The organism is Streptomyces sp. NPDC058663 (genome assembly GCF_042716745.1).
In the GTDB taxonomy this organism is placed as follows: Bacteria; Actinomycetota; Actinomycetes; order Streptomycetales; family Streptomycetaceae; genus Streptomyces.
The window spans coordinates 121070-147757 of sequence record NZ_JBHXRV010000014.1; the positions used below are offsets into that span (position 1 = coordinate 121070).

At 73.6% G+C, this 26688-nt stretch carries 23 protein-coding genes, 1 pseudogene and 1 riboswitch; of the genes and pseudogenes, 12 read left to right on the top strand and 12 right to left on the bottom strand.

From position 1 onward, the window contains the following. Positions 1–80: 80 nt before the first annotated feature. The 6 genes from ACFWVV_RS13150 to ACFWVV_RS13175 form a co-directional block, all read right to left on the bottom strand. On the bottom strand, positions 81–1079 hold the full coding sequence (locus ACFWVV_RS13150; protein ID WP_384356159.1) for an ECF transporter S component: 999 nt from the start codon (positions 1077–1079) through the stop codon (positions 81–83). Beyond that, on the bottom strand, positions 1076–2749 hold the full coding sequence (locus ACFWVV_RS13155; RefSeq protein ID WP_384356157.1) for an ABC transporter ATP-binding protein: 1674 nt from the start codon (positions 2747–2749) through the stop codon (positions 1076–1078). The genes ACFWVV_RS13150 and ACFWVV_RS13155 overlap by 4 nt, the downstream gene beginning before the upstream one ends. Then, complete coding sequence (locus tag ACFWVV_RS13160; RefSeq protein WP_384356155.1) at positions 2746–4032, bottom strand: energy-coupling factor transporter transmembrane protein EcfT; 1287 nt, start codon at positions 4030–4032, stop codon at positions 2746–2748. Before ACFWVV_RS13160 ends, ACFWVV_RS13155 begins: the two co-directional genes overlap by 4 nt. Further along, positions 4029–4757: an SCO2322 family protein gene (locus tag ACFWVV_RS13165; protein WP_384356153.1), complete on the bottom strand. Its 729-nt coding sequence runs from the start codon at positions 4755–4757 to the stop codon at positions 4029–4031. The genes ACFWVV_RS13160 and ACFWVV_RS13165 overlap by 4 nt, the downstream gene beginning before the upstream one ends. Continuing rightward, positions 4754–6019 carry a prenyltransferase/squalene oxidase repeat-containing protein gene (locus ACFWVV_RS13170; RefSeq protein ID WP_384356151.1) on the bottom strand — a complete coding sequence of 422 codons (1266 nt, stop codon included), beginning with the start codon at positions 6017–6019 and terminating at the stop codon, positions 4754–4756. The genes ACFWVV_RS13165 and ACFWVV_RS13170 overlap by 4 nt, the downstream gene beginning before the upstream one ends. Positions 6020–6108: 89 nt before the next feature. Further along, positions 6109–6259, bottom strand: a riboswitch (cobalamin riboswitch). Between the two features lie 32 nt (positions 6260–6291). Continuing rightward, complete coding sequence (locus tag ACFWVV_RS13175; protein ID WP_384356149.1) at positions 6292–7356, bottom strand: MBL fold metallo-hydrolase; 1065 nt, start codon at positions 7354–7356, stop codon at positions 6292–6294. A gap of 181 nt (positions 7357–7537) precedes the next feature. On the opposite strand from ACFWVV_RS13175, the gene ACFWVV_RS13180 reads away from it, so the two are divergent. The 3 genes from ACFWVV_RS13180 to ACFWVV_RS13190 all read left to right on the top strand — a co-directional run bounded on the left by ACFWVV_RS13180 (position 7538) and on the right by ACFWVV_RS13190 (position 10110). Next, positions 7538–8287 (top strand): hypothetical protein, encoded by a 750-nt coding sequence (locus ACFWVV_RS13180; RefSeq protein WP_384356147.1) that lies wholly within the window; start codon positions 7538–7540, stop codon positions 8285–8287. Between the two features lie 84 nt (positions 8288–8371). After that, positions 8372–9877: an aldehyde dehydrogenase gene (locus ACFWVV_RS13185; protein ID WP_384356145.1), complete on the top strand. Its 1506-nt coding sequence runs from the start codon at positions 8372–8374 to the stop codon at positions 9875–9877. Continuing rightward, complete coding sequence (locus tag ACFWVV_RS13190; protein WP_384356143.1) at positions 9877–10110, top strand: ferredoxin; 234 nt, start codon at positions 9877–9879, stop codon at positions 10108–10110. Before ACFWVV_RS13185 ends, ACFWVV_RS13190 begins: the two co-directional genes overlap by 1 nt. 82 nt (positions 10111–10192) lie before the next feature. Here the strand turns inward: ACFWVV_RS13190 and ACFWVV_RS13195 are convergent, their stop codons facing one another. Beyond that, positions 10193–10837, bottom strand: a complete 645-nt coding sequence (locus tag ACFWVV_RS13195) for a TetR family transcriptional regulator (RefSeq protein ID WP_384356141.1) — start codon at positions 10835–10837, stop codon at positions 10193–10195. 449 nt (positions 10838–11286) lie between these two features. Here ACFWVV_RS13195 and ACFWVV_RS13200 point away from each other — a divergent pair, with 449 nt between their 5' ends. The 3 genes from ACFWVV_RS13200 to ACFWVV_RS13210 all read left to right on the top strand — a co-directional run bounded on the left by ACFWVV_RS13200 (position 11287) and on the right by ACFWVV_RS13210 (position 14575). Then, positions 11287–12630, top strand: coding sequence for a glycosyltransferase family 4 protein (locus tag ACFWVV_RS13200; protein WP_384356139.1), 1344 nt, complete (start codon positions 11287–11289; stop codon positions 12628–12630). 104 nt (positions 12631–12734) lie between these two features. Next, complete coding sequence (locus ACFWVV_RS13205; protein WP_384356137.1) at positions 12735–13505, top strand: methyltransferase domain-containing protein; 771 nt, start codon at positions 12735–12737, stop codon at positions 13503–13505. Next, positions 13502–14575, top strand: coding sequence for a prenyltransferase (locus ACFWVV_RS13210; RefSeq protein WP_384356135.1), 1074 nt, complete (start codon positions 13502–13504; stop codon positions 14573–14575). The genes ACFWVV_RS13205 and ACFWVV_RS13210 overlap by 4 nt, the downstream gene beginning before the upstream one ends. Before the next feature lie 108 nt (positions 14576–14683). Here ACFWVV_RS13210 and ACFWVV_RS13215 read toward each other — a convergent pair whose 3' ends face one another. After that, positions 14684–14974, bottom strand: coding sequence for a hypothetical protein (locus tag ACFWVV_RS13215; protein ID WP_384356133.1), 291 nt, complete (start codon positions 14972–14974; stop codon positions 14684–14686). Positions 14975–15098: 124 nt separating this feature from the next. On the opposite strand from ACFWVV_RS13215, the pseudogene ACFWVV_RS13220 reads away from it, so the two are divergent. Beyond that, positions 15099–15662, top strand: a pseudogene (locus tag ACFWVV_RS13220) (hypothetical protein); the annotation flags it as partial. Between the two features lie 166 nt (positions 15663–15828). Next, the gene (locus ACFWVV_RS13225; RefSeq protein WP_384356131.1) at positions 15829–16623 is read left to right on the top strand and encodes a maleylpyruvate isomerase family mycothiol-dependent enzyme; all 795 of its coding nucleotides are present in this window, start codon (positions 15829–15831) and stop codon (positions 16621–16623) included. Between the two features lie 59 nt (positions 16624–16682). Here the strand turns inward: ACFWVV_RS13225 and ACFWVV_RS13230 are convergent, their stop codons facing one another. The 4 genes from ACFWVV_RS13230 to ACFWVV_RS13245 all read right to left on the bottom strand — a co-directional run bounded on the left by ACFWVV_RS13230 (position 16683) and on the right by ACFWVV_RS13245 (position 20620). After that, complete coding sequence (locus tag ACFWVV_RS13230; protein ID WP_384356129.1) at positions 16683–17687, bottom strand: LLM class F420-dependent oxidoreductase; 1005 nt, start codon at positions 17685–17687, stop codon at positions 16683–16685. 151 nt (positions 17688–17838) lie between these two features. Beyond that, positions 17839–18693, bottom strand: coding sequence for a hypothetical protein (locus tag ACFWVV_RS13235; RefSeq protein WP_384358364.1), 855 nt, complete (start codon positions 18691–18693; stop codon positions 17839–17841). A gap of 245 nt (positions 18694–18938) precedes the next feature. Further along, positions 18939–19937, bottom strand: coding sequence for an N-acetylmuramoyl-L-alanine amidase (locus ACFWVV_RS13240; protein ID WP_384358366.1), 999 nt, complete (start codon positions 19935–19937; stop codon positions 18939–18941). A gap of 23 nt (positions 19938–19960) precedes the next feature. Further along, entirely contained in the window at positions 19961–20620 is a 660-nt protein-coding gene (locus ACFWVV_RS13245; protein WP_384358368.1) for a class I SAM-dependent methyltransferase, read from the bottom strand. 262 nt (positions 20621–20882) lie between these two features. Between ACFWVV_RS13245 and ACFWVV_RS13250 the strand changes: the two genes are divergently transcribed. The 4 genes from ACFWVV_RS13250 (at position 20883) to ACFWVV_RS13265 (ending at position 26681) form a co-directional block, all read left to right on the top strand. Next, on the top strand, positions 20883–23048 hold the full coding sequence (locus tag ACFWVV_RS13250) for an acyl-CoA dehydrogenase (RefSeq protein ID WP_384358370.1): 2166 nt from the start codon (positions 20883–20885) through the stop codon (positions 23046–23048). A gap of 5 nt (positions 23049–23053) precedes the next feature. Continuing rightward, positions 23054–24244: a lipid-transfer protein gene (locus ACFWVV_RS13255; protein ID WP_384358372.1), complete on the top strand. Its 1191-nt coding sequence runs from the start codon at positions 23054–23056 to the stop codon at positions 24242–24244. Positions 24245–24327: 83 nt separating this feature from the next. Then, a complete protein-coding gene (locus tag ACFWVV_RS13260; RefSeq protein ID WP_384358374.1) occupies positions 24328–25779 on the top strand; it encodes an MFS transporter in 1452 nt (483 codons plus the stop codon). After that, positions 25776–26681 (top strand): carbohydrate kinase, encoded by a 906-nt coding sequence (locus ACFWVV_RS13265; RefSeq protein ID WP_384358376.1) that lies wholly within the window; start codon positions 25776–25778, stop codon positions 26679–26681. Before ACFWVV_RS13260 ends, ACFWVV_RS13265 begins: the two co-directional genes overlap by 4 nt. The last annotated feature ends 7 nt before the right edge of the window (positions 26682–26688 follow it).

The window sequence follows — 26688 nt, forward strand, 5'->3', positions numbered from 1 at the left end:
CCCCAGATAGTGAAGGACCAAGGTCCTATGGCTCGGTTCACACCGCAGGGACCCGAGGCACACGGAGCGGAGCCGGACGGTTACGGCAGGGGACGCGGATTCGGCGGTGCTCCGGGGCCCGGTTGCGGTGCCTCCGGGCCCCGAGGCGGCTCGCGGTCGGACGGGGCCGCCAAGGAGGCCGGCGCTTCGAAGACCACCGGGGCCTCGAAGGCGGCGCGGCGGGTGGTCCGGCGCAGCGCCTTCAGCAGGGCGGGCCCGGCCGTCAGCGTCAGCACGACCGTCAGGACGGCCCGGCCGAGGTCCCAGCCGACCGAGGTGGCCAGGCAGTACGCGAGGAAGCGGACGAGGTTCTCGTGGACCGGATCGCCCGGTACGAAGGAGACACCGGTGGAGAGCCCACCGATGTAGGTCCAGCCCTGGAGGTTCATCACCGTGCCGTAGAAGAAGGCCGCGGCGGCGCCGTACAGGCCGAGCACCGCCAGTTCGGCGCGTCCGCGCAGCCGCTCCGCACCGGGCAGCAGACCGGCCCCCATCGTGAACCAGCCCATGGCCAGCATCTGGAACGGCATCCACGGCCCCACCCCACCGGTGAGCAGAGCGGAGGCGAAGATCGTGACCGACCCGAGGACGAAACCGAAGCCGGGCCCCAGTACCCGCCCGCTCAGCACCATCAGGAAGAACATCGGCTCCAGGCCGGCCGTCCCCGCCCCGAGCGGCCGCAGCGCCGCGCCGACCGCGGCCAGCACCCCGAGCATCGCGACGGCCTTGGCGTCGAGACCCGTGTCGGAGATCGTCGCCACCACCACCGCGACCAGCAGCGGCAGCAGTGCGGCGAACAGCCAGGGAGCGTCCTTGGAATGGGCGAGCCCGGCGGCGGAGTCCGCGAGCAGCGGCCAGCCGAAGGCGATCACTCCGACGACGCTGACCAGCACGAGCGCGGCGACGGACCGGGCCCCGAGTCGCACCGGGCGGGCCGCAGGCGAGCGGGCCACACCCGGGCGGGCCGCACCGGGACGGACGGATCGGCCGGAGTTCCGCCCGGCACCCCCCGCACCCCGTACCGCACCCCTGCCCCTCATGCTGTGCCGCCGGACGCCGGGTCCCCGGGCGCCGCATCGTCGGACGCAGTGTCCCCGCCCGACGGGCCGCCGAGGGCGTCCCGTACCTGCGACACGGTCAGCCACTCCTGCGGGGCGAGGATCTTCGCCACCTGGGGGGCGAAGGACGGCGAGGACACCACCACCTCGGCTGTCGGACCGTCCGCGACCACCTCACCGTCCGCGAGGATCACCACCCGGTGCGCGAGTTCCGCGGCCAGCTCCACATCGTGGGTGGCCAGCACGATCGCGTGGCCGTCCGCCGCCAGCGTGCGCAGGATGCCAACCAGCCGGGCCTTGGCCGCGTAGTCCAGACCGCGGGTCGGCTCGTCCAGCAGCAGCAGCGGCGGCTTCCCGGTCAGGACCAGGGCCAGCGCGAGCGCCAGCCGCTGCCCCTCCGAGAGGTCCCGCGGATGAGTCGAATCCGGTACACCGGGCAGCAGGGCGCTCACCAGCGCCCGGCAGGTGCCCGGTTCGGCACCCGCGTCGTGGTCGGCCGCCGCGCACTCGGCGCCGACCGTGTCCGCGTACAGCAGATCGCGCGGCTCCTGCGGTACGAGTCCCACCCGGCGCACCATCTCGCGCGGCGAGGTCCTCGCCGGGGACCTCCCGGTCACCAGGACCCGGCCGGAGGTGGGCGGGTGCATGCCGACCAGGGCGTTCAGCAGGGTCGACTTCCCCGCTCCGTTGCGGCCCATGAGGGCCACGGTCTCACCGGGGCGCACCGCCAGGGACACTCCGCGCAGCGCTTCGACCCGGCCCCGGCGCAGTACCAGCTCGTCGGTCTCGGCGACGGGAGGAGCCGCGGGCGGGTCCGCGACGGGGGCGGGACGGCGGTCCGCGAGAGCGGTCCGCAGCCCGGCTGCCCTGCGGCGGGCGTCCCGTACCGACAGCGGCAGAGGCGACCAGCCGGCCAGCCGTCCCAGGCCCACCACCGGCGGGTGGACGGGGGACAGGGCCATCACATCGGCGGGTTCACCCTGCACGGGGGCGAGCCCCGGACCGGGCAGGAGGACCACTTGATCCGCGTACTGCACGACCCGCTCCAGGCGGTGCTCGGCCATCAGCACGGTGGTGCCCAGATCGTGCACCAGGCGCTGCAGCACTGCCAGGACCTCCTCGGCCGCCGCCGGGTCCAGGGCGGACGTCGGCTCGTCCAGCACCAGGACCTTGGGGTGGCTGGTCAGCACGGACCCGATGGCCACGCGTTGCTGCTGCCCGCCCGACAGGGTGGCGATCGGACGGTCGCGCAGATCGGCGAGCCCGAGCAGATCCAGGGTCTCCTCGACGCGGCGCCGCATCACGTCGGGGGCGACGCCCAGCGACTCCATGCCGTAGGCCAGTTCGTCCTCGACGGTGTCGGTGACGAAGTGCGACAGCGGGTCCTGGCCCACGGTGCCGACCAGGTCGGCCAGTTCGCGTGGCTTGTGGGTACGGGTGTCGCGTCCATCGACGGTGACCCGGCCGCTCAGCACGCCCCCGGTGAAGTGGGGCACCAGTCCGGACACCGCCCCGAGCAGGGTCGACTTGCCGACCCCGGACGGGCCGACGAGGAGCACCAGCTCGCCCTCGGGCACGGTCAGATCGACCCCCTGGAGCACGGGCGCGGCCGCACCCTCGTACCGCACGGAGACGTTCTCGAACCGGATCACTTGAGCTTTCCTCTGACGGCGGGCGGTACGGAAGCGGCGGATGGCACCGCAGCGGCGGAGGGCGCGGGAAGAGGCGGCGGTACGGGGGCCACGAACGCGGGCAGCAGCCCCACCAGGGCCGCCAGCGCCGGCCACAACGGGAACTGCGGTGCCACCAGCGGCAGCACCCCCGGGTGCAGCGCCTGCGGGTCGTACGCGGCGGCCCAGATCATCGACGCGGCCACCACCGTCCCCGACCCGGCCACCAGCCAGGCGCGCACCCCCCACCGGTCCGGCCGGTACCGGGTGCGCACACTGCGCCGCCCGCCGAGACGCAGCCCGGCCATCGCGGCGGCAAGCCCGATCAGCAGCACCGGCAGCCCGTATCCGGCGCCCTGTGCGGCGAGCAGCCCGTACGCCCCGGCGCAGACGCCCAGCAGCCCGCCGAGGGTCAGCACCGTCGTCAGACGGCGGACCCGGGGCGGGACCTGGGCGGTGCGCCCGTACCCGCGGGCGTCCATCGAGGCGGCCAGCGCCACCGACCGCTCCAGCGCCCCCTCCAGCACCGGCAGGCCGATCTGGACCAGCGCCTTTACCCCGCCGGTGGGTCGCCCGCGCAGGCGCCGGGCGGTGCGCAGGCGGGCGACGTCGGCGACCATGTTCGGGGCGAAGGTCATCGCGACGACGACCGCCACGCCCGCCTCGTACAGCGCGCCGGGCAGCGACTTGAGCAGCCGGGCCGGGTTGGCGAGCGCGTTCGCCGCGCCCACGCAGATGAGGAGCGTGGCCAGTTTGAGGCCGTCGTACAGGGCGAAGACGAGCTGCTCCGCGGTCACCCGCCCGCCGATCCGCACCCCCTGCGCCCAGTGCGGAAGCGGTACTTCCGGCAGAGTGAAGAGCACGTGCTGTCCCGGAATCGGCGACCCCAGGAGCACCGAGAACACCAGCCGGATCACCAGCACCATCAGGCCCAGCTTGACGAACGCTCCGTACGACCGCGCCCACGGCGCGTCCGTGCGCCGCGCGGCGACCACGTACCCGGCCACCGCGACGAGGAGCCCGAGCAGCAGCGGGTTGGTGGTGCGGGAAGCGGCGGCGGCGAGCCCCAGCGCCCACAGCCACCAGGCTCCGGCGTGCAGGGCGTTGCTGCGGCGGGCGGCCGGAGCCCGCAGCGAGCCGGCCGCCGTCCTGCCCGCACGGCCGCCGCCGGTCCCGCCTCGGTGGCCGGTCCCGCCGCCCCCGCCGCCGCTCACGCCGTCGCGGCGGGGGGATCCGCTGCCGGACGGCTCACTCCTGCGGCTCATCCCCTGCGGCGGCGTGCCTGCCACACGGCGGCGGCGCCGAGCGCCAGCACGGCGGCGAGACCGACGAGGACACCCGCGGACGGACCCTCGCCCCCGTCGTCGGACGCGGAAACGGAAGGGGAAGTGGGGGGAGCAGGCGCGGTCGGCTCCGCAGCCTGCGAGGCACTGCCCGACACCGGGTCCGCGCAGCCGGACCCCGGGTAGCCGGCGATGGCGCAGAGCAGCGCGGAACTGTCGTAGCGCAGCGGCTTCGCCACCGCGGCGAGTGCCTCGGCACTCGTCGCGTCCTCGCCCACCTGCGCGCACACGCTGCGCTGCGCGGGAGGCGTCTCACCGCCCGGGGCGTCCGCGGGGGTGCCGAAGTCGAGTACGAGGGCGATGCGCTTGCTGCCCTCCTTGGCCGGCGTCTTCGCGCAGACTGCCTCGAAGCGGGCCTCCCCGCGCGGCTTGGCGGCATCCTGCGAGTCCCGGCTCACCGAGAACCGGAATCCCTGTACGGAGCCGTCGGCAGGCCGGGTGGTGGCCGCGCCCTGGGTCGCGTACGTCCACGTCGAGCCGTCGCGCTCCCAGAAGGACCAGTACCGGTAGCCGGAGGCCGGGTCCGCGGCGGCCGGGCCCGCGCCCAGCAGCGCCCCCAGCACCACTGCCACCGTGAGCAGCAGTGCCGCGCAGACGGCGGGGAAGGAGCCGAGGGCGGCGGGGCCCGCGGGGGCGGGGCGGCTCACAGCTGCTGGTTCTTCTTGTTGCGGCCGCTGATCAGGAAGCCCGCGCCCATGCTCGCCACGAAGGCGATGCCGACGATCCACCAGGTGGCGGACGAGCCGCCGCCGTCGTCCTTCTGCGCCTCGTCCCTCTGTGCGCCGTCCTTCTTCGCGTCGCCGGCGCCCTGGGCCGCCTGCGGGGCGGGGCCGGTCGCGTTCAGCTGCGCGACCAGGTCGGTGCCGCCGAAGGAGCGCGGGTCCATGCCGGTGGCGTGCGCGGCGAAGATCAGCTGGGCGTACGCGGCGGGCCCGGTCTGCTGGGCCCAAGAGGCCGCGTTCTTGGCCAGCCACTCGGCGGGCTTGACGGCGGCGTCCCGGTGGCCGGCGGCGGCCAGCGCCACCGCGGCGTCCGCGGTGTTGCCGAAGTCGGGCTTGTCCTCGGCGCCCGGCATCGCCGACATCAGGTGCTGGCCGTTCTTGTCCAGCAGTCCGGAGAGGTAGGCCGAGCCGCCGTCGGCCGCGGCCTCCGGGGAGGTCATGCCCGCCGCGCAGTCGGCAGCGGGCTTGAGCTCCTCGTTGGCCTTCCCCGGGGCGACGACCATGGACTTGTCCGCCGCCGCGGTCACCACGGCGGCGGTCGCGTCCGCGTTGGGGTACAGCTTTCCGGCCTTGTCGGCCTGGAAGGCGAAGGCGCCCTGGTCGTCGGGCTTGCCCTCGCAGTCCGCCTGGAACGTCAGCAGCGTCTGGACGGGCGACTTCCCGTCCTTGGCCATGGCGTCCTTGGGCTTCAGGCCGGCCGAGAGCAGGGCACCGATCACGATCGAGGTGGAGTTGGCGTCGCTCGGCGTGCCTGGCGAGTAGGGCCAGCCGCCGTCCTTGTTCTGGACGGACTTCAGCCAGTCCACCGCCTTTCGCACGGCGGCGTCCTGCCCGCCGAGGGCGCCCAGCGCCTGTACGGCGGCGGCCGTCGCGTTGGTGTCGACCATCACCTTCGCGTCGCAGGCCTTGCTCGCGTCGGCCCGGAAGGCGGGGAAGCCGCCGTTGTCGCACTGCTGGCCCACCAGCCAGTCCACCGCCTTCGTGGCGGGCCGCACTCCGACGGTCCGCTGCGCGAGCAGGGCGAGGGACTGCCGGAAGACACCGTCGTACGTCGGGTCGCCCTTGCCGTACAACCCGGAGGGGATTGCCACCGGCGTCGGGGCCGGAGCGGCGGAGGCGGCCGGAGCGGCCACCGTACCGAGGACGGCGGCGGCGGCGAGCGCTGCGGCGCTGCGGCGAAGGGTCATGTCGGTGGTGCCTCTCCTGAAGGGCGGCCGGGCACGGACCCCTTCAGCAGGCACCGCGGCACCGGCCCCGTATACCTCTACCTCGACGGTGCCGTGCCAGTCATGCGGGCCGGGTGTTCCGACTCTTCACACCGCGGCGAAGGTGCTCGCGCGGCGGGAATCACGGTTGCGGGTCAGTGCCGGATTCGCACCGGCTTCTCCCGTACGGGCATGATGACGACTCGCACACTCTACCGGCCCGTAGTCCGCCCGGCGCGTGGCGCGGGTGTCCCTCACACCGCCGTGTACGTCACCGGTTCGCTGCCGGGCACCGCCTCCGCGTGGCCCACCTTCACCAGTCGGCGCAGGTGGGCCTCGGCCTCCGAGACCGCGATGTTGCGGGAGCCGTACGGGATCTGTTCCCAGGGCCTGTTCCACTCCATGCGCTCCGCGAGCTGCCAGGGGGTCAGCGGGGTGGCGAGCAGGGCGCGCAGTCCCGCGAGGCGTTCTTCGTGGTGCGCGAGGAGTTCCCCGACGCGCTCGCGCGGGGTGGTGAAGGCGTGCTGGTGGGCGGGGAGGACCTCGGCGGCGCCCAGCCGTGCGACGCGCTCCAGCGAGGCCAGATAGTCGCCGAGCGGGTCCCCGTCGCCCGGCCGGGGGCGGGAGCCGGCCGCGGCGGTGTCGTCGGGGTCCTCGTACAGACCGATGTGCGGGGTGATCCCGGGGAGCAGGTGGTCGCCGGAGAAGAGACGGCCGTTGCCGGGCAGGCCGGCCGGGTGCTCCTCCTCCAGGTGCAGGCACACATGGCCGGGCGTGTGCCCCGGGGTCCAGACGGCGCGCAGCGTGCGGCCCGCGAGCGGCAGCAGTTCACCGGGCTCGATCCCGCGGTCCGGGAGCGCGGCCCGCAGCCCCGGCAGGGTGCTCGTCCGCCCGGATGTGCGGGCGGAGCGGAGCGGGGCGAGGTGGCCGTCGGGGGCTCCGGCCGCGGCCAGTTTGGCGGTCAGGTAGTCGAGCCAGGCGCCCGGTTCGGTGCCGCGGGTGCGGCGGACCACCTCGGCGTCGGCGGCGTGCATCGCGATCCAGGCCCCGGAGGCTTCCCGCACCTGCCCGGAGAGCCCGTGGTGGTCGGGGTGGTGATGGGTGATGACCACGCCGTGGATGTCCCCGGCCGCGACGCCGAGCGCGGCGAGCCCCGCGACGAGGGTGTCCCAGGAGGCGGGGTCGTCCCAGCCGGTGTCGATCAGGACGGGGCCGCGGTCGGTGTCCAGGAGGTGCACCAGGGTGTGGCCGAGGGGGTTGTCGGGGATGGGGACCTTGATGCTCCAGACACCGCCGCCGTGCTCGGTCACCTGTGTCATGGCTCCCCCAACTGTCGCGAGTGGTGCGGGACATGCCTCGCGCTCACTATAACTAGAACGAGTTCCAGTACGAGGTGCGGGAAGTGGCGGCCTCAACCCCCAGGCGTCTCCGGGTCGTTGTCGGGGTCGGGCCGTGGTTGTCCCCGATGGCCCGCCGGCTGTACGCGGACAAGATCGGGTCATGACCCACACGGCGAACACCCCGCACACCCCGCACGCCCCGAGCACCCCGAATCCCTCGCACGCGAGGAGCACCCCGAGCACCCCGAGCACCCCGAATCCCCCGCACGCTCCGGCCGCCCCGCGCACTCCGAATCCCCCGCAGGCCAGGGCCACCCCCCTCGTGCCCCCCGCGGGTCTCACCCGTTTCGCGTTCGTCGCGGGCCCCCTCGCGCTCCTCGCGTACGGCGGCATCCGGCTGCTCAGTGAACGGGGCACGCCGGGCCTCGGCTGGACGCTCGGGCATCTCGCCATGCTGACCGGGGTGCTCCTCTTCCTTCCCGTCCTGCGGCACCTGCACCGCGCGGCGCCCCCTTCGAGACGCCGGGCGGCCTCGGTGGCCCTGGTGGCGGCGGGCGCCGGACTCGTCGCGACCGCCGCGCAGGCGGTGATCGACCTGGTCGCGGGCCTCGCGGCGGCGGACCGGCCCGCGATGCGCGAGATCTTCCGGCAGGTCAAGGCGGTCCCGGGGGTCGAGCCCGTGGTCTACGGCGTCGTTCCCCCGCTCTTCTTCCTCGGCCTGATCGTCCTGGCCGCCCTGGTCGCCGCCTCCGCCCGCACCCGGATCCTGATGGCGGGCACCCTGCTGGCGGGGACGGTCTGCATGGCCGTCAGTCTCGACCTCCTCCCGCTGGGCGGCCTGTGCTTCCTGCTGGCCTTCACCCCCCTCCTGCTGGCCGGCCGCGTCACGGCCCTTCCCCGGACGAACTAGAACTGGTATCAGTTCGGGGGAGAGCGGTGGCTGACTATCCGTCAGCGAGAGTGCACCGGGCCGGACTTGCGGGAGGCGACAGTCATGACCGAACTCGTCGAACACCAACAGCTCTTCATCGGCGGAAGGCTGGTGGACCCCCTGCCCGGCTCCCGTCCGGACGGGGCGGCCACCGCGGGGCCGCACGTCATCGAGGTGGTCTCCCCGCACACCGAGCAGGTCATCGGCCGGGTCCCGCACGCGAGCGAGGCGGATGTGGACCGGGCGGTCGCGGCCGCCAGGCGCGCGTTCGACGAGGGGCCCTGGCCCCGGATGCCGCTGGCCGAGCGGATCGCCGTCGTCACCCGCATCAAGGACGCGATCGCGGTACGCCACGAGGAGATCGCCCGCGTCATCACCGCCCAGAACGGCACCCCGTACACCGCGAGCGTGATGATGCAGGCGCTCGCCGCGATGATGGTGTGGGAGGCGACCCTCAAGGTGGCGCAGGAGTTCCCGGTGGAGACGCGCCGCACCGGTATCCTCGGCAACCTGCTCGTACGGCGCGAGCCGGTCGGGGTCGTCGCGGCGGTCGTCCCCTGGAACGTCCCGCAGTTCACGGCCGCCGCCAAGCTGGCCCCGGCCCTCCTCAGCGGCTGCACCGCCGTCCTGAAGACCTCCCCGGAGACCCCGCTCGACGGCTACATCCTCGGCGAGATCTGCGCGGAGGCGGGGCTTCCCGAGGGAGTCCTGTCCATCCTTCCCGCCGAGCGCGAGGTGAGCGAGTACCTGGTCGGGCACCCGGACGTCGACAAGGTGTCCTTCACCGGATCGGTCGCCGCGGGCAGGCGCGTGATGGAGGTGGCCTCCCGCAACCTCACCCGCGTCACCCTCGAACTCGGCGGCAAGTCGGCGGCCGTGATCCTCCCCGACGCCGACCTGGCGACGACCGTCGCCGGCATCGTCCCCTTCGCGTGGATGATCAATGGCCAGGCGTGCGTGGCCCAGTCGCGCATCCTGGCCCCGCGCTCCCGCTACGACGAGTTCGCGGAGGCCTTCGCCGCGGCGGCAGGCGCGCTCCGGGTCGGCGACCCGATGGACCCCGCCACCGAGGTCGGCCCGCTGGTCGCACGGCGCCAGCAGCAGCGCTCCCTGGACTACATCCGCATCGGCCAGGAGGAGGGCGCCAAGATCCTGGCGGGCGGCGGCCGCCCGGCCTCCCAGGACCGGGGCTGGTACGTCGAGCCCACCCTCTTCGGCGGCGTCGACAACTCCATGCGGGTGGCCCGCGAGGAGATCTTCGGCCCGGTGATCTGCCTCCTGCCGTACGAGGACGAGGCGGAGGCGCTCCGCATCGCCAACGACTCCGAGTACGGACTGAGCGGCAGCGTCTGGACGGCGGACGTGGAGCGCGGCGTCGAGGTCGCCCGCCGGGTGAGGACCGGCACCTACTCGGTCAACACCTTCAGCATGGACATGATGGGGCCGTTCGGCGGCTACAAGAACTCCGGTCTCGGCCGTGAGTTCGGCCCCGAGGGCTACGGCGAGTACCTGGAGCACAAGATGATCCACCTGCCCGCCGGGTACGAGGCCCCGGGGGAGGGCGCCTGATGGGCGACCGCTGGCACGTCGAGGTCGACCGGGGCCTCTGCATCGGCTCCGGCATGTGCGTGCACACCGCCGGGCGGTCCTTCCGGCTGGACACCGCGCGCCAGTCCCACTCGGTGAACCCGGACACCGACGCGGACGAGGACGTATTGGCCGCTGCGGAGGGCTGTCCGGTCGAGGCGATCACCATCGCGCTGCACGACACGGGGGAGCCGGTGTTCCCGCCCGAGGAGTGAGGGGCGGGCGGGGGTCGGGGCGCGGACGCCCCCACCACGCAGGGGCAGGAGGAGTGGCCGGTGCGGCGCCCCCTGCCCCGGCCTACTGCCCCTGCTTCTCCGCCGACGTCACGTCGATCAGCCTGCACACCGTCTCGATGTCGATCTTGACCTGGGCGATCGACGCACGGCCGGAGAGCCAGGTGATCAGGGCCGAGTGCCAGGTGTGCTCGATGACGCGGACGGCGGAGAGCTGCTCCGGGGTGGGGCGGTCCTGGGGGTCGGACAGGCCCATCGCGTCCAGGATGATCGCGGTGGTCTGGCGGGACACCGTGTCGACCTCCGGGCTGACCGAGCGGTCCGCGAAGGTCAGGGCACGGACCATGGCGTCGGCGAGGTTCGGCTCGCGCTGGAGGGCACGGAAGGCCCGCATGAGGGTTTCCGCGACGCGCTCCGAGGAGGAGGTGGCCGCCGGAGGGCGCTTGCGCAGGGTGAGGTGCATGTGCTGGAGCTGGTCCTGCATGGTGGCGACCAGCAGGTGCACCTTGGAGGGGAAGTAGCGGTAGAGGGTGCCGAGCGCGACGCCCGCCTCCTCCGCCACCTCGCGCATCTGGACCGCGTCGAAGCCGCCCCGGCTGGCCAACTGTGCGCTGGCGTGCAGGATGCGGCGCCGGCGGGCCTCCTGGCGCTCAGTCAGGGCAGGGGTGCCGGCCACCGCGCCGGGGCCGGGACCACCGGCGCCCCGCACGGAACGGGCACCACGCCCACCACCGGACCCACGCTCGGACCCGGACCCGCCACCGGACCCCCGTTCGGGCCCCGACCCGTCCCCGGACCCGCCGCCGGACCCCCGCGCGCTCCCGGACCCCCGTTCGGGCCCCGCGGACCGGGGCACGGTGGCCCGCTCGGCCCCGGTGGCGCCGCCGCCCGCCGTTCTGGCTTCCGCTCTCATGCTGTCCCCGTGTTCCCTGTGCGCCCCGTGCGCTCCACGCGCCCGTGTCCCTGCCGCGTACGGCCGCGGCGTCCCGCTGCTTGCGCCCGCTCGTGAGCCGTGGCGCGAATCACCTGATCCGGACCTTACGCCGCCGCCCGGTGCCGGTAGATTCAAAGCTCTGTGTTCGATCAACTCTGGAACTTGTTCTAGATTAGCGCCAGCGGCTACGCTCCGGCGGACGTGCGTCAAGAAGGGGGCCGAGAGTGACCGCTGAGGCCATACAGGCGGGCCCCCGCGCAGGGGACGCCAAGAGCGTGGCAGACGCCACGAGCGCCGGGGACCACCCGCTGCGCATCGCGCTCCTTTCGTACAAGGGCAACCCGTTCTGCGGCGGCCAGGGCGTCTACGTCCGCCATCTCTCCCGCGAGCTCGCCCGCCTCGGGCACCGCGTCGAGGTGCTCGGCGCGCAGCCCTACCCGGTGCTCGACGAGGGCGTGCCGCTCACCGAACTGCCGAGCCTGGACCTGTACCGGAGCCCCGACCCCTTCCGCAACCCCGGGTGGAGCGAGTACCGGGACTGGATCGACGCCGTCGAGTTCGCCACGATGCGTACCGGCGGATTCCCCGAGCCGCTGACCTTCTCGCTGCGCGCGAAGCGCCATCTGGCCGCCAGGCGCGGCGAGTTCGACGTCGTGCACGACAACCAGACCCTCGGGTACGGGCTGCTCGGCGACCTCGGCGCCCCGCTCGTGACGACGATTCACCACCCCATCACCGTGGACAGGCAGCTCGACCTCGACGCCGCCACCACCCGGCTGAAGCAGCTCTCGGTACGCCGCTGGTACGGGTTCACCCGCATGCAGAAGCGGGTCGCCCGCAAGCTGCCCTCGGTGCTCACCGTCTCCGGGTCCTCGCAGGCGGAGATCGTCGAGCACCTCGGTGTACGCCGCGACCGCGTCCACGTCGTGCACATCGGGGCCGACACCCAGCTGTGGTCGCCGGACCCCGCAGTCCCCGAGATCCCCGGCCGGATCGTCACCACCTCCAGCGCCGACGTCCCGCTCAAGGGCCTGGTCCACCTCGTCGAGGCGCTCGCCAAGCTGCGCGCGGAGCGCCCCGAGGCACACCTCGTCGTGGTCGGCAAACGCGCCGAGGACGGCCCCGTCGCGCGCGCCATCGAGCGGTACGGGCTCGGCCACGCCATCGAGTTCGTCAAGGGCATCACCGACCAGGAGCTGGTCGATCTCGTACGGGGCGCGCAGATCGCCTGCGTGCCGTCGCTGTACGAGGGGTTCTCGCTGCCCGCCGCCGAGGCCATGGCCACCGGCACCCCGCTCGTCGCCACCACCGGTGGCGCCATCCCGGAGGTCGCGGGCCCCGACGGGGAGACCTGCCTCGCCGTGCCGCCCGGTGACGCCGACGCGCTCGCCGGACAGCTCGCGCGGCTGCTCGGCGACGCGGACCTGCGCACCCGGCTCGGCGCCGCGGGACGCGCCAGGGTGCTCGCCAGATTCACCTGGCAGCAGGCCGCCATCGGCACCGCCGAGCGCTACCGGGAGGCGATCGCGACGCAGGCCGCCGCGCGGGCGGGCTCCGCCAGGGCGTAGCCGCCGCACCCGCCCCGCCGCACCCGCCCCGCCGGGAGCCGCCCGACACGGCCCCCACCAGACGTGACCGAACCACCCCACCGCCGGATGAAAGCTGAGCCCCCGTGCTGACCGTGGACTTTTCCCGCTTCCCGCTCGCCCCGGGCGACCGCGTCCTCGACCTGGGCTGCGGCGCCGGACGGCACGCCTTCGAGTGCTACCGGCGCGGTGCCCAGGTGGTGGCCCTGGACCAGAACGGCGAGGAGATCCGCGAGGTCGCCAAGTGGTTCGCCGCGATGAAGGAGGCGGGGGAGGCCCCCGAGGGCGCGACCGCCACCGCCATGGAGGGCGACGCGCTGAACCTCCCCTTCCCGGACGCCTCGTTCGACGTCGTGATCATCTCCGAGGTCATGGAGCACATCCCGGACGACAAGGGCGTGCTCGCCGAGATGGTCCGCGTCCTGCGGCCCGGCGGCCGGATCGCGGTGACCGTGCCGCGCTACGGGCCCGAGAAGGTCTGCTGGACGCTCTCGGACGCCTACCACGAGGTCGAGGGCGGGCACATCCGCATCTACAAGGCCGACGAACTCCTGGGCCGGATGCGGGAAGCCGGGCTCAAGCCCTACGGCACCCACCACGCGCACGCCCTGCACTCGCCGTACTGGTGGCTCAAGTGCGCGTTCGGCGTGGACAACGACCAGGCCCTGCCGGTCAAGGCGTACCACAAGCTCCTGGTCTGGGACATCATGAAGAAGCCGCTGCTCACCAAGGTCGCCGAGCAGGCGCTCAACCCGGTGATCGGCAAGAGCTTCGTCGCGTACGCCACCAAGCCGCACCTGCCTGCCCCCGCCGTGGCCCCCGCCGCCGGCACCGCGCCCGGGGCGGACGCCAAGTGACGAGCCCCGGCTACACCGAACACCTGGTCCTGCCCGGCGTCCTGACGGCGGAACAGGCCGTCGAGACCGTCGCGGGCATCCTCGCCGGACAGCGCGAGGACGGCGCCATCCCGTGGTTCCGCGGCCACCACCTCGACCCCTGGGACCACACCGAGGCCGCGATGGCGCTGGACGCGGCGGGCGAGCACGAGGCGGCGGCCCGGGCGTACGACTGGCTGGCCCGGCACCAGAACCCGGACGGCTCCTGGTACGCCGCGTACGACGACGGCGACCACGCCCGCCCCACCGACCGCGCCCGCGAGAGCAACTTCTGCGCGTACATAGCGGTCGGCGTCTGGCACCACTACCTGGCCACCGGCGACGACGCGTTCATCGACCGGATGTGGCCCGCGGTCTACGCGGCCGTCGAGTTCGTGCTCGCCCTCCAGCAGAGCGGCGGGCAGATCGGCTGGAAGCGCGAGGACGACGGCACGCCCGTCACCGACGCACTGCTGACCGGGAGTTCGTCCGTCCACCAGGCCCTGCGCTGCGCACTTGCCATCGCCGAGCAGCGCGAAGAGCCGCAGCCCGACTGGGAGTTGGCGGTCGGCGCCCTGCGGCACGCGATCCAGAAGCACCCGGAGCGGTTCCTGGACAAGTCCCGCTATTCGATGGACTGGTACTACCCGATCCTCACCGGAGCCCTCACCGGGCCCGCCGCCAAGGAGCGCGTCGAGTCCGGCTGGGACGCCTTCGTCGTCCCGGGCCTGGGCGTGCGCTGCGTCCTTCCCAACCCGTGGGTGACCGGCGGCGAGAGCTGCGAACTCGCCCTGGCCCTGTGGGTGATGGGCGAGTCGGACCGGGCGCTGGAGATCCTCCAGTCCGTCCAGCACCTGCGGGCCGACGACGGCAGCGGCATGTACTGGACGGGTTACGTCTTCGAGGACCGGGCCATCTGGCCGCAGGAGCTCACCACCTGGACGGCCGGCTCGCTGCTCCTCGCGGTGGCCGCGCTCGGCGGCGAGGAGGCCACCTGCGCGGTCTTCAGCGGCGAACGCCTGCCCCTGGGCCTGGACCCGGACTGCTGCTGAGCACCCGGGCACGGGCCGTCGGAGCCGTCCGGGCCCCGGCACCTCAAGGGGTGCACGGGCTCATGGGGTAGGCGGGCTCAAGAGGTACTCGGGAAGGGGTGTGCCGCGTCAGCGGCGGCGCGCCGCGCCCGCGAGGGTGTGCCCGACGAAGAGGTAGACCACGGCCGGCAGACCGTAGCCCGCCACCACCCGCGCCCACTCCTCCTTGAAGGAGAACAGGTTGTAGGACCACCCGGCCAGGAAGCGTGCGGCGTCCTTGATGAACCCCACCAGGGCGTTCCCGTGGTTGGCGTCCAGCAGATAGAACAGGATCCACAGGCCGAGGATGAGAGCGGCGATGTCCGCGACGACGGCTATCAGGGTGGCCGCGGGATTTCCGGTGCGGGTTCGTGTGGACATGCCGAACATGTTGCCGGTTCGACGGGCGTCAAACCCGGATGGCCCCGCCCTGGTGGTGGGAGAGGGGGGTGCGGGCGACGCTGCGGGGACGTACCGATGTCGCTCAGGCCCCGGGAGGCCCGCTGTGCCCCGTACCCTCACCGCCACCCCTGCCCGCCGCGCGCTCGTCGCGGTGCCGCTGACGTGCGCGCTGCTGATGCCGCTGGCGGCCTGCAACGACGAGGACAAGGGCAGCGCGGCCACCGCGGCGAACGCGACACCGACAGGCAGCGTGTCGCCGACCGCCGAGAAGCAGCGGCTCGCCAAGACCCGGTTCGTCGCCAACGCGTCGCTGGCCGCCGGGGCCACGTACCAGTGGATCGTGAAGCCGTACAAGGCGGGCAAGTTCCAGAAGGGGGCGGACGGCAGGAAGTTCGCCCTCGTCAAGGCCGGTCTCGCGGGCGCCTTCACGTACAACAGGCTGAAGGCCGCGGTGAACAACGCCAAGGGCGACGAGCTCCTCTCCAAGGCGGTCGCCCCGCTGTCCCAGGGCATCGAGTCGCTCAAGGGCATGGGGACGAAGCTGGCCGCGGGCACCATCGGCGTCAGCGAGATCGGACTCTTCGAGAAGGTCATCGGCGGGGTCAAGGACGCCGGCAAGGACGCGGGCGCGGAGGTCACCGACAAGGTCCCCTCGGCGGGCGAACTGGCCAAGGGCGGCTCCCCGGCCCAGCTCCCCGCCCAGCCGCCCGTGCGGAGCGCGCCCCAGCTCCCCGTGCAGCCTCCGGCTGACCGGACGGCTCAGTTCAACGGCCTGGTGCCGAGCGGCACTTAAGCGATTGGCGGGTGGCGCCCGCCCGTCTAGGGTGCGGCCCATGACTCTTCTTGACCACGACCGTTACTGCGATCAGATCATCGAGGAGGCCGCCCGCATGCGTGCGGCGGTGGCCGGCGCGGACCTCGGGACGCGGGTGCCCACCTGTCCCGACTGGACGGTGCGCGACCTTCTGCTGCACACCGGCTGGGCGCACCGCTGGGTGCACGAGACCGTGTCGAAGCGGTCCCAGGAGGCGATACCGCCCGTGGACGTGCCGCACGGCGAAGGACCCGGAACCGACGACGCGGCGGCCCTCGACGACTGGCTGGCCGAGGGAGCCGAGAGGTGCGCCGCCGCGCTGCGCGAGGCGGGACCGGACGTGCAGGTGTGGACCTGGGCGCCCGCCGACCGCCCGACCGCGTTCTGGGCGCGCCGGATGACCCACGAGACGGTGGTGCACCGCGCGGACGCCGCCCTGGCCACCGGTGCCGGGTACGAGGTGGACCCCGAGGTCGCCGCCGACGCCATCGACGAGTGGATGTGGATCGGTGCGCTTCCGCAGACCCTTCAGCAGCGTCCCCGACTGCGCGAACTCTTCGGCGAGGGGCGCACCGTCCACTTCCACGCCACCGACACCTCCCCGGAGCTGAACGCCGAGTGGATCATCGACTTCACCGGCAAGGAGATCGCGTGGCGGCGCGGCCACGAGAAGGCCGCGGTGGCCCTGCGCGGTCCGCTCACCGACCTGCTCCAGGTGTTCTACCGGCGTCAGTCGCCGGACGCGGGAAAGGTGGAGGTGCTGGGAGACCGGGAGCTGCTCGACCAGTGGCTGGGACTGATCACCTTCGGCTGATGCGGCGGCAGTGAGGTCCCTTCGACTGACGCAGCGGGCAGTGAAGTCCCTGCGTGCGTCTAGGAGTTGAGCTCGGCCAGGACACGCAGGGTGTGCGGGTCCGGGGCGGTGACCAGCAGGTCCGTCACCGGGCCCGTGCGCCACAGCTCCAGGCGTTCCGCGATCCGGGCGCGCGGGCCCACCAGGGAGATCTCGTCGGCGAAGGCGTCCGGTACCGCCAGCACCGCCTCCTGCTTGCGCCCGGCGAGGAACAGCTCCTGGATGCGGCGGGCCTCGGCCTCGTATCCCATCCGTGCCATCAGGTCGGCGTGGAAGTTCTTCGCCGCGTGCCCCATGCCGCCGATGTAGAAGCCGAGCATCGCCTTCACCGGCAGCAGCCCCTCGGCCACGTCGTCGCAGACGTGGGCGCGCGCCATCGGCGCGACCATGAAGCCCTTCGGCACGTCGGTGAGCCGGTAGACGTCCGCGCGCGTCGGCGACCAGTAGAGCGGCAGCCAGCCGTCCGCGATGCGGGTGGTCTGGGCGATGTTCTTGGGACCCTCCGCGCCGAGCAGCACGGGCAGGTCCGCGCGCAGGGGATGGACGATCGGCTTCAGCGGCTTGCCGGTGCCGGCGCCCTCCGTGCCCCGGTACGGGTGCGGGTGGAAGCGCCCGGCCAGCTCTACGGGCCCCTCGCGGCGGAGCACCTGGCGCACCACGTCCACGTACTCCCGGGTCGCGGTCAGCGGGCTGCGCGGGAAGGGCCGCCCGTACCAGCCCTCCACCACCTGCGGCCCCGAGAGGCCGAGCCCGAGCATCATCCGGCCGCCGGACAGGTGGTCCAGGGTCAGCGCGTGCATGGCCGTGGCGGTCGGCGTACGGGCCGCCATCTGGGCGATCGCGGTGCCGAGGCGGAGGCGGCTGGTGTGGGCCGCGTACCAGGTCAGCGGGGTGAAGGCGTCGGAGCCCCAGGCCTCGGACGTCCACACCGAGTGGTAGCCGAGCCGCTCCGCCTCCTGGACGAGGGCGAGGCTCCCTGGGTCGGGGCCGCGCCCCCAGTAGCCGAGCGCGAGTCCAAGTCGCATACCGGGCCCCCTCGTTGACGCAGCACAGTAATCTGACGATCCGTCAGGTCAGCCGACTGTACGGGTGCCGGGCGGGCCCGGACAAGGCCGCGGCCCCCGCCTCGCAAGGAGGCGGGGGCCGCGGGGTGCGCCGGGCAGGCGCGGGAAGCCGTCAGCCGCGCTGGATCCCCGTGGTGTCCTGGAGCAGGCCGCGACGGCCGTCCTGGGTCTGGGCGACCAGGCCGGGACCGCGCTGGTCCACCGCCAGGTACCAGGTGCCGGGCGCCAGTTCGGCGATCGGGGTGGGCGCGCCGTCCTCCGGGTACAGCGGACGGGCCACCGGCACCGCGAACCAGAACGGGGCGAAGCCGGACGCGTCGGCGGCCGGGGCGCCCTGGGCGCCCTGGGCCGGCTGGCCCGCGGCCTGAGCCGGGGCGGCGGCCTGCGGTTCCTGGGTGGCACCGCTCGGGTAGCCGTAGCCGCCGGGGGCGGGCTGGCCGCCGTACGACTGCTGCTGCGGGCCGCCCGGGTAGCCGTAACCGGCACCCGGCTGACCCGGCTGCGCGCCGTACGGAGCGGCCGGCTTCGGGGCGCCCATCAGCGGCGCCTTGAGGGCCGGAACAAGCGGGGATGCGACCGCACCCGCGGCGAGCACCAGGGCCCCGATGAGCCCGAGGATCAGGCCGGCACCCGCACTGCCCGCGTCGATGATCGTCCAGAACGCGGTCCAGGCCACGAAGACCGCCAGGGCCACGCCGAACTGCCCGATCTCGATGCCCGCGACCTTGCGCGGCGCCGGAAGCGAGCGCGCCACCACGATCAGCGCGGCGGCGATGACGCCGGCGAGATACATGCTCATCAGAAGCCCGAGGGTGTCCCAGGCGTTGACGGTGACGCGGGGGCAGAAACGGGAGTCGATGCCAGAGCAGTCAGGAGCTGCGTTCAGGCTGAGGAACGAGGCGATGAACAGCACCACCGCTGCTCCGATCACCACGCCATCACCTCGTGTGAGGGAGCGGATGTTCACGTAAAGTCCTTTATCAGTCGTCTTTTCGGGGCGGCTGTCGCTGCGCCGGTGTGCGCGGTTCTCGCGAAGCGGTTCTCGCGAACAGTGCTCACTAAAACTGGTGCGAAGCTCGGGGGCGGCTCCCCATCGTACGGATGAATGTATCGTCCGGCCCCCGGGGGCGGCCCATGGTTGCCGGACGGTAACCGGGCGTGCGTCCGGCCGTGACGCGGGCCGGCCCCGCGGGCGCCTGACGGGAACCAGGCCTACCCCTTCAGGAAGCTGCTGATGCCGTCGGCCATGCCCTGGGCCGCCTTCTGCCGCCAGGAGGCACTCGACAGCAGTGCGATGTCCTGCGGATCACGCATGTTGCCGCACTCGATGAACACCTTGGGAACGGTGGAGAGGTTGAGCCCGCCGAGATCGTCGCGGACCACGAGACCCGTCCGGTCGCCGAGGTAATTGGCGGGGGCGTTCCCGGTGACCCGTACGAAGTTGCCCACGATGCGCGTCCCCAGGTCGCGCGAGGGTCCGACAATCGAAGAGGTGTCCGCAGCTCCGGAGTTCACCCGTGCGGGCAGGATCACATGGAAGCCGCGGTGACCCGCGGACGATCCGTCCGCATGGACGGAGATCACCGCGTCCGCCTTCGCCTCGTTTCCGATACGGGCGCGCTCGTCGATGCACGGGCCGAAGGGGCGGTCGTCGTTCTGGGTGAATTGGACGGTTGCGCCCTGCTTTTCGAGAATCGCTTTCAGGCGGCGCGACACGTCGAGTGTGAATTCCGCCTCGGTGTAACCCGCATTGCTCGCCGTGCCGGTGGTGTCGCATTCCTTGCGCTTGGTTCCGATGTTCACCTGGCGATTGATTTCGCGGGTGTGGCGGAAATTGCCGGGGTTGTGTCCGGGGTCGACGACGACGGTGCGGCCGGCGAGGGGCCCTGTGCCGCCGGGGGGCCGCGGGACGGTGGCGGAGGGGGACTTGGCGGGGGTGGCGCTCGGGCCGGGGGCCGCGCTGGTGCCCGTGCCGGGCCCGGGGCCCCGGGCGGGGGGCTCCGTGGTGGCGGGGGCCGCCGTGGACACGCTGGGCAGCGGCAGCACCTGCGAAGGCCGTTCCCCCTCCGGGCTGCTCATCGCCTGCCAGATGAGCCAGCCCGCCAGGGCGGTGGGCACCAGGGCGGCGGCCACGATCAGGGCGTTGCCGCGGCTTCGGCGCGGGGTCGGCTCGGGCGGGGACATGTGGGGGTGCTGACCGTCGTACGACACAAGGGCGATGCTATGCGGGCCGGTCAGATCCCCGGGCCGGTACGCCGCAGTACGCGCAGCGAGTCGCGCACCGAGACCTCGGTGAACGCGCCGGACGCGAGGGCGCGGAGGTACACGCGGTACGGGGCCTGGCCGCCGTCGGCCGGGTCGGGGAACACGTCGTGGATCACGAGAAGCCCCCCGGGCGCCACGTGCGGGGCCCAGCCCTCGTAGTCGCCGCCCGCGTGCTCGTCGGTGTGGCCGCCGTCGATGAAGACCAGGCCGAGCGGGGTGCCCCAGAGGCGGGCGGCCTGCGGGGAGCGGCCGACGAGCGCGAGCACGTGCTCCTCGAGGCCGGCCCGGTGCAGGGTGCGGCGGAAGGCGGGCAGCGTGTCCATCACTCCCAGCTCGGGATCCACGGTCGCCGGGTCGTGGTACTCCCAGCCCGGCTGCTGCTCCTCGCTGCCGCGGTGGTGGTCGACCGTCACCGCGGTCACGCCGGCCTGCCGGGCGGCGTCCGCCAGGAGGAGCGTGGAGCGGCCGCAGTACGTGCCTACTTCGAGCAGCGGCAGGCGCAGGGACTGTGCCGCCTCCACCGCCGCGGCGTACAGGGCGAGGCCCTCGCCGAGCGGCATGAACCCCTTCGCACCCTCGAAGGCGGCGAGGGTCTCGGGGGCCGGGGCGGGTGCGGGGTGGGTGGCCATGGGGCGGCTCCTGGGAGTGAGGGGACGAGCGCTGAGCTGGGGTCATGCTGCCGTACGGGGCCGACGAGGGGGCGGGCGGGGCGCGCCTGGAGGTGGAGGGGGCCGGGCCGGTGGGCGGTGCGCGCGGTGCCGCGCTCGCGCTGCGGGGCTGGGGCTCACACCGGGGCCCGCTGGGCACGTCCCGGCGATCCGTGCGGCCCCGCACGGCCAATCCCGTATCTGACCTTCCGTCAGAATGGAACGTGTTCTAGTCTGCACGGCCATGGGCATCGGAATCACACGCGAACACCGTGAACTGGCCGAGGCGGTACGCGGCTGGGCCGGCCGGGTGGCATCCCCCCAGGACGTGCGCAAACTGCTCGACGGCGAAGCTCCGGCGGCTGGGCGCCCCGGCTACTGGGACGGAGCCGCAGCCATGGGCCTGCTGGACGTCCACCTTCCCGGTGCGGGCGACGGCACCCTGCTCGACCTCGCCGTCGTACTGGAGGAAACGGGGCGGGCGGCGCTGCCCGGGGCCTTCCTGCCCAGCGTGCTGGCCGCCGGCCTCCTGCACCGCGGCGGGCTCCCCGCACTCGCCGCCCGGCACCCCGTCGCCGCCGTGGCCACCGGGCCCGGCACCCTCACCGCCGTCCCGGCCGAGGGCGGCGGCTACGTGCTCGGCGGAACCGCCCCGCCCGTCCTCGCCGCCACCCCCGGCGCGGACCTCGTCCTCCTCGCCGCCGAGGCCCCCCACGGCACCGTGTGGCTCGCGGCCGACGCCGCCGCCCTGACGGTCCGCGTGCACGCCTGCGCCGACCCCACCCGCCCCACCGCCGAGGTCACCGCAGAGGCGGTCCGGGTCCCCGGCGGACGCGAACTCGCCCTCACGACGGCCCTGGTGACCGACATCGCCGCCGTCCTGTACGCCGCGGAGGCCTGCGGCACCGCGGGCTGGGCGCTCGACACCGCGACCGCGCACGCGAAGACCCGCGAACAGTTCGGCAGGCCGATCGGGCAGTTCCAGGCGGTCAAGCACCTCTGCGCCGACATGCTCGTCCGCGTGGAACAGGCCCGCGCCCTGGTCTGGGACGCCGCCGGGGCCGTCGACGAGGCCCCGGACGTGCGCGGACTGACCGCCGCCCTCGCCGCCGGAGCCGCCCTGGACGCCGCCTGGTCCTGCGCCAAGGACTGCATCCAGATCCTCGGCGGCATCGGTTTCACCTGGGAGCACGACGCCCACCTGCACCTGCGGCGCGCCCTCGTCGCCCGTCAGCTGCTCGGCACCGGGGACGCCCACCGGCTGCGGGCGGTGCGGCTCGCCGCCGCGGGGGCCCGGCGCGAGCTGCGTACCGAACTGCCCGCCGAGGCCGACGCCCACCGGGCCCGGGCCCGCGAGGCGGTCGAAGCGGCCCGCGGTCTCGACCCGGGCGCCGCCCGCCGGGCCCTCGCCCCCACCGGCTACGCCGCCCCGCACCTGCCCGCCCCCTACGGGCTGGGCGCCGACCCGGCGCAACAGCTGGCGGTGCAGCGGGAGTTGTCCGAAGCGGGGGTCGTGCTGAGCGGTCTGGGCATCGCCACCTGGGTGATCCCCTCACTCGTCGCCCACGGGACGAAGGAGCAGCAGGAGCGGTACGTACCGCGCACCCTGAGCGGCGAGCTGACGTGGTGTCAGTTGTTTTCCGAGCCGGAAGCGGGGTCCGATCTCGCCTCGCTGCGCACCCGGGCCGAGAAGACCGGGGACGGCCGGTGGCGCGTCAACGGGCAGAAGGTGTGGACGTCCGCCGCCCAGTGGGCCGACCACGGCATCCTGCTCGCCCGCACCGACCCCGGTGCCCCCACCAAGCACCAGGGGCTCGGCTACTTCGTCGTCGACATGAAGAACACCCCCGGCATCGACATCCGCCCGCTCAAGGAGATCACCGGGGACTCCCTCTTCAACGAGGTCTTCTTCGACGACGTGCTGCTGGACGGGGACGCCCTGGTGGGGGAGGAGACCGGCGGCTGGCAGGTGGCCCGCAACACCCTCGGCAACGAACGCGTCCACATGGCCGACCAGGTCGCCTTCGACACCGGCCTCGAAGCGCTGATCTCCCGGTGCGCCGGCCTCGACGGGGCCACCCGGGCGCGCCTGGGAAGCCTCGTCGCAGAGGCCCACGCCCTCGCCTGCATCTCGCTGCGCACCACCCTCCAGCGGGTCGACGGCCTGGAGGCCGGCGCGGGCGCGAGCGTACGCAAACTGGTCCAGACCCCGCACCAGCAGCGGATCGCCGAACTGGCCCTCGAACTCCTCGGGCCGCAAGGGGCGCTGGCGGAGGGCCCCGGCGAGCGGGCGGTGCACGGCTTCCTGATGTCCCGCTGCCTGACCATCGCGGGCGGCACCACCCAGGTCCAGCTCAACGTCGTCGCCGAGCGCATCCTCGGCCTGCCGCGCGACCACCAAGGGGAGTGACAGCGATGAAGGCGTACATCGTCGGGGCCGGCATGACCAGGTTCGAGAAGCCCGAGTCACGGGACTGGCAGTACTGGGACATGGCCAAGGAGGCGGGCACGGCCGCGCTCGCGGACGCCCAGGTCTCCTACGGGCAGGTCCAGCAGGTCCCGGTGGGGTACTGCTTCCAGGCGTCCACGGCGGGCCAGCGGGCCGCGTACGAGCTGGGGCTGACCGGCGTACCCGTCTACAACGTCAACAACAACTGCGCCACCGGGTCGACCGCGCTGATGATGGCACGACAGCTCGTGACGGGCGGCCTCGCGGACTGCGTGCTCGCGCTCGGCTTCGAGAAGATGAAGCGCGGGGCGCTCGGCGGCGGCAGCGACGGCGGGGACTTCGCGACGTCGCCGGTGGCCCGGCACTACGGAATCATGGCCGCCCGGCACGGCTTCGAGCCCACCCCGCCCACCGCCCAGATCTTCGGCAACGCGGCCCGCGAGCACATGGAGCGGCACGGGACGACCCCGGTGCAGCTCGCGGCGGTCGCGGCGAAGAACCACCGGCACTCGCAGGCCAACCCGTACGCCCAGTTCCAGGACCCGTACACGGTGGAGGAAATCCTCGCCGCCAGGACCATCCACCGGCCCCTCACCAAACTCCAGTGCTCCCCGACCTCCGACGGGGCCGCGGCCGCCGTCGTCGTCTCGGAGCGCTTCGTCGTCGAGCACGGCCTGCACGAGAAGGCCGTCGAGATCGTGGCCCAGGCCATGACCACCGACACGGCGGAGTCCTTCGCCTCCGGCTCCTGCATCGACGCCGTGGGCCTGCCGATGTCGCGGGAGGCGGCCCGCCAGGTGTACGAGGCATCGGGCCTCGGCATCGACGACGTCGACGTGATCGAACTCCACGACTGCTTCTCCGTCAACGAACTGCTGACGTACGAAGCGCTCGGCATGTGCCCCGAGGGCGGGTCGGGCAAGCTCGTGGAGTCCGGCGCGACGACGTACGGAGGGCGCTGGGTGGTCAACCCGTCCGGTGGCCTCATCTCCAAGGGCCACCCGCTGGGCGCCACCGGCATCGCCCAGGCCGCCGAGCTGACCTGGCAGCTCCGCGGAGAGGCGGCCGGCCGGCAGGTGCCGGGCGCACGGGTGGGGCTCGCGCACAACATCGGCCTCGGCGGAGCGGCCGTCGTCACACTCCTGCGCAAGGTCTGAGGCCGGGACTTCCGGCCCAGGACCCCGGTCGGAGGGGCCGTACGCCGAAACACGGATGTACGGCCCATCCGGCACCTGCGACCATGACAGACATGGTCCACCGCGCCCCCACAGACACCGACACCGACAGCCGCACACCCCCGGCCCGCACCCGCCGCCCCGTGCACACCTGGGCGGTGGTGCTCGCCGCCTGCGCCGGGCAGTTCCTGGTCGTCCTCGACGTGTCCGTGGTGAACGTGGCGCTGCCCTCGATGCGCGCCGACCTGGGCCTCAGCGGCACCGGCCTGCAATGGGTGCTCAACGCGTACTCGATCGCCTTCGCCGGGTTCATGCTGCTCGGCGGCCGGGCGGCCGACATCTACGGCCGCAAGCGCACCTTCCTGGTGGGCCTCGCCGTCTTCACCGCCGCCTCCCTCGCGGGCGGTCTCGCGCAGGAGGGCTGGCAGCTCCTCGCGGCCCGCGCGGTCCAGGGCCTGGGCGCGGCGATCCTCGCCCCCGCCACCCTGACCCTCCTCACCTCGGCCGTCCCCGAGGGCCCGGCCCGCGCCCGTGCGATCGGCACCTGGTCGGCGGTGGGCGCGGGCGGCGGCGCGGCGGGCGGCTTCGTCGGCGGGGTGCTCACCGACACCCTCTCCTGGCGCTGGACCCTGCTGATCAACGTGCCGGTGGGCGCCCTGGTCCTCGCCGGCGCCTTCTACTACCTCACCGAGAGCCACTCCCGCGGGGACCGCCGCCTCGACCTGCCGGGCGCGGTCCTGGCCACCGCGGGCCTCGCCACCCTCGCGTACGGCATCGTCCAGACCGAGGCAGCGGGCTGGGCCGCCGCGGCCACCCTGGTCCCGCTGGGCGCCGGCATTGCCCTGCTGCTGCTCTTCCTGTTCGTGGAGTCGCGCACCCGTGCCCCCCTGATGCCCCTGAAGCTCTTCCGGGTGCGGTCGGTGTCGGCGGCCAACGCGGCGATGTTCATCAACGGCTCCGCGATGTTCAGCATGTGGTTCTTCATGACCCTGTACGCGCAGAACGTCCTCGGCTACTCCCCGCTCGGCGCGGGCCTGGCCCTGATCCCCAGCTCGCTGGCCATCGTCACGGGCTCCAAGCTGGCCCCCCGCCTGATGGCGGTCGTCGGCCCCCGCAACCTGGTCGCCCTCGGCAGCCTGATCGCCGCCACCGGCTTCGCCTGGCAGTCGACGATGTCCCCCCACGGCTCGTACGCCACCGCCATCCTCTTCCCCGGCACCCTGATGATGCTCGGTGCCGGCCTCTCCTCCACCCCGCTCGCCGCCCTCGCCACCTCGGGCGCGGCCCCCGGCGACGCGGGCCTGGTCTCCGGCCTCGTCAACACCTCCCGCACCATGGGCGGTGCGCTGGGCCTCGCCGTCCTCTCCACCTTCGCCGCCGCCCGCACCAACGGCGGCACCGACCCTCAGTCCCTGACAGCGGGCTACGCCCTGGCCTTCCGGATCGGGGCCGGCGTCATACTCGCAGGCGTACTGCTGGCGCTGGTGTGGCTGCCGAGGGGGGAGAAGCGCGCGTGATCGTCGTTGCCGGAGAGGCCCTGATCGACCTGGTCCCGCAGAGCGCCGGAGACCCGATGGCCCCGCTGCTGCCCGCCCGCGGTGGCGGCCCGTACAACACGGCCGTGGCCCTCGGCCGGCTCGGCGCGCGGGTCTCCTTCTGCTCCCGCGTCTCCACGGACGCCTTCGGTACGTCGCTGCTGGCACGCCTCGGCGAGGAGGGCGTGGGCACGGAGCTGGTGCAGCGCGGCCCCGAGCCCACCACGCTCGCACTCGCCGCCCTCGACGCGGCGGGCTCCGCCTCGTACACCTTCTACGTGAACGGGAGCGCCGACCGGCTCTTCACCCTGCCGCCCCAACTGCCGGAGGGTGTAAGGGCGTTGTCCGTCGGCACCTGTTCGCTCGTACTGGAGCCGGGGGCGAGCGCGTACGAGGCGCTGCTGCGCAGGGAGGCGGCGCGGGGTGTGTTCGTGGCGCTGGACCCGAACATCAGGGCCGCCCTGATCGACGACCCCGACGCCTACCGCGCCCGCTTCCGGTCCTGGCTGCCGTCCGTCTCGCTGCTCAAGCTGAGCGAGGAGGACGCCGTATGGCTCGGAGGGGACATCACGGGATGGCTGGCCGCGGGCCCGGCGGCGGTGGTCCTCACCCGGGGCGGCGAGGGGCTGAGCGTGCGGGTGCGCGGGGGAGGGGAGTGGTCGGTGCCCGCGGTGCGGACCGAGGTCGTCGACACGATCGGCGCGGGTGACACCGTGAACGCGGCCCTCCTGCACGCACTGGCCGGGCGCGGCCTGCTGTCGCCGGGCGCCCTGGAGGGCGTGAGCGGCGAAGAGTGGCGGGAGATCCTCGCCCACGCGGCCCGCGCGGCGGCCCTCACCTGCGCGCGGGCGGGCGCGCAGCCGCCGTACGCACGGGAGTTGTGAACAGCGG